Annotated in this window: 1 protein-coding gene and 2 pseudogenes; 1 reads left to right on the top strand and 2 read right to left on the bottom strand. The window is 64.6% G+C overall.

The features are described 5' to 3' along the window. Window positions 1–635: pseudogene (locus tag ACE3UY_RS04270) on the bottom strand (hypothetical protein); the annotation flags it as partial. 493 nt (window positions 636–1,128) lie between these two features. Between ACE3UY_RS04270 and ACE3UY_RS04265 the strand changes: the two are divergent. After that, window positions 1,129–1,944, top strand: a complete 816-nt coding sequence (locus ACE3UY_RS04265) for a YdcF family protein (RefSeq protein ID WP_374686314.1) — start codon at window positions 1,129–1,131, stop codon at window positions 1,942–1,944. A gap of 103 nt (window positions 1,945–2,047) precedes the next feature. On the opposite strand, the pseudogene ACE3UY_RS04260 reads toward ACE3UY_RS04265, so the two are convergent. After that, a pseudogene (locus tag ACE3UY_RS04260) lies at window positions 2,048–2,903 on the bottom strand (peptidase S10); the annotation flags it as partial.

Here is a 2,903-nt window from a genome sequence, read left to right as displayed (position 1 = left end):
TCGGCTGCGGGCACGCATCCCTCTTCCGGCGTCGCCCCGGCCTCGACCGCCGCGCCGGTCTGGCTGCACAGATCGTGCCAAACGAAGCCACTGATCCCCGGCTCCTGGCCGGCCGCGCCGGCGCCGGTCGTAGTCTCATCGCCCAGGGTGTTATCCACGTCCAGGGTGAAGGTGTCGCTGACGCCGTTGACGGTCACGGTATACGTCCCCGCCGGCAGGTCAACCACGTCCAGGGCGATCGTCTGTTCGAACGGCACGAGCGTCTGAGCGCAGGCTGCGTCGGGTTGGCGCAGGGTGGTGATGGCGACGCGGAATTGGTCATCCGTTCGCTGCGAGATGACCTCGTCAATGTCGGTGCAGGTGTCCGGCAAGTCGCCCGTAGCCAGAACACTGATCTGGACCGGGAAAGACTCTTGCACCAGTATGTCAATCGAATTGACGATGGCCTGGCCGCGGCTCGGCTCGTTGGAGTCGGGCGCGGCGGTCGGTTCCGTGGCCGGGGCGGTCGTCGGCGTGGCGGCCGCTTCCGGCTGGCCCCCGGTACACGCGGCCAGGACGGCCAGCGCGAGGGCCAAGGCGATCAGCAGTCCCCACTTGAGTGGGAGCGCCGATCCGGCAGACAGTCTATCTTTCATTGATTTCTCTCCTCCATAAAGAGTGGCGCGCCCGGCAATCGATCGCGTGGATCGGCCGGCGAGCGCGCCGGATGGCCTGCTGACGTTCGTGAAAGGGCGACGGCGCGGGCGTCAGTGTCCGCGACCGCCGCCCTATGATCACACGCGCAGGGAAGATGCCCGGTCATCATGGCCGGAAACATGGGGTGGATAGCGTGAAAGACGGCATACGCCGGCGCCAGAAGCGGGACGGACAGCCCATCGCGCCAGCGCATGAATGCCGCTAAGCCGGCGGCATTGTGAGGGTGGGTGCGACGACGCTGGAAAAAGCGGCTTTGATCCGAAGGGTGGCGACGATAAGCCCCAAACGACGGCGCACTAGTGGAGGTTTGCTCCATAATGTATGAGCGCCGATTGTAACACACAGCCGCGCGCTGTCACCCTCCTATACACCGGACAGGTCTTCCGAGACCTGTCCGGTGTTGAGTGAAGCCCCGGCCACGTCTCGCGCGCCGTGGCGGAGTCTGCTATCCTGTCGGGCGTGTTCGTCTTTCTATCCAAACTTCTGCCCTTGTTCGTATTCCCCTTGGGACTGGCTTGTCTGTTGCTACTGCTGGCGCTGCTCTGGACGCGGGCGCGCCGGGTTGCCATGATCCTGGCCCTCGTGCTGTTGTGGCTGGGCAGCAGCCGCTACGTGGCCTACCCCCTCATTCGTAGCCTGGAGACGCGCTACGCCGCGCTGGCCGGCGCGCCCCCAGCCGACGCCATCGTCGTCTTGGGCGGCGGGACGCGATCGAGTGACCCGCCCCGGCCCATGACCGAAGTCAACGAGGCGGGCGACCGGCTGCTCTATGGGGCCAAGCTCTATCGCGATGGCGCGGCCGAGGTCGTGCTGGTTACCGGCGGCAGCATCGAATGGCTGACGCCGGACGCGGTAGCGCCGGAGGGCAACGACATGTCGGCCCTCATGCAGCTGCTCGGCGTGCCGCCCGAGGCGCTGTGGGTGGAGGCGCGGTCGCGCAATACCTACGAAAATGCGCTCTATAGCCGGCAACTGCTGGCCGAGGCGGGGCTGGAGGAAATCTTGTTGGTCACGTCGGCCATGCACATGCCGCGCTCCGTGCCGCTGTTCGAGCAGCAAGGGTTGCGCGTCATCCCCGCGCCGACCGACTACCTGGTGTCCGACGCGGAGTGGCAGCACCTTTGGCGTGGCGGCGTCGCCTCAACGGTCATTAACCTTCTGCCCAACGTGGAATACCTGACGTACACGACGCGCGCCCTGAAGGAGTATATGGGGTTAGCCGTCTACGGAGCGCGGGGGTGGCTCTAGGCGGGGGAATGGCTACGGATTTTGACGGAGAAGACGGATGCTCGTGGCCCTATAAAGGCTAAACCCGTTTTTCATTCGTTTCATCCGTAGCCATTTCTCCTCTTTATGCCATCGCTTCATCCAGGAAGGCGCCCAGGTCTTGCTTGAGTTGGGCCAGCGACGGGTCGTGGATGTACATCATGTGCCCCGCCTCGTACTGGCGCATGCGCACGTTGTCGCGCCGGCTCTCGTCCAGTTCCAGGTGGTTGAAGGTGTAGCGCGTCGCCAGATAGGGCGTCGCCAGGTCGTAGACGCCGTTGGCGACGAAGACCCTAAGGTGCGGGTTCATGCTCATCGCCTTGCGCAGCGTCTCGCCCACGTTGACGTAGGCGTTCTGGTGCTGGTCGAACGACCAGGGCTGGACGCGCTCGCTGAGAATCTCGTAGGGTAGGTCGCTCTCAAAACGCAGTTCCCGCCGCACATAGTCATTCAGCAGGCCGGTGTATGGCCCCTGGATGATGGCGTAGCTGGGGTCGTACTCGTGATACTCGCCGGCCGCGTCCCGGTCGATGCCGGTGAAACGGCTGTCCAGGCGGCCCACTGTCCGCCGCTGCTCGCGCAGCAGTTCCTTGACGAAGCGGTGGATGTTGATGCGCAGGTTTGTCCCTTCCACGTAGGTGGGTGATAGTCCGGTGAGGCGGGCCAGCCGGGCGGCGATATCGGCCCGCGCCTCGGCCGGCAGGGCGTCACCTTGTAGCAATGCCTGCGCATAGTCACTCATCGCGAACGCCTCTGCCTCAGCCAGCGCGCCGACCAGGTCGGCCTGCAACTCCTCTGGCAGCCGGCGGTGATACCATGCCGTCGCTGTGTAGGTCGGCAGGAACAAGATATAGGGCAAATCATTCCCCGGCGCGAAGTCGAGCGTCATGAAGTTGAGCACGACAGAGACAAGCATGATGCCGTTCAGATACAACCCATGC

Source organism: Promineifilum sp. (SeqCode) (assembly GCF_041918635.1).
Taxonomy (GTDB): Bacteria; Chloroflexota; Anaerolineae; order Promineifilales; family Promineifilaceae; genus Promineifilum.
This window is presented reverse-complemented; position numbering and strand designations above follow the sequence as displayed.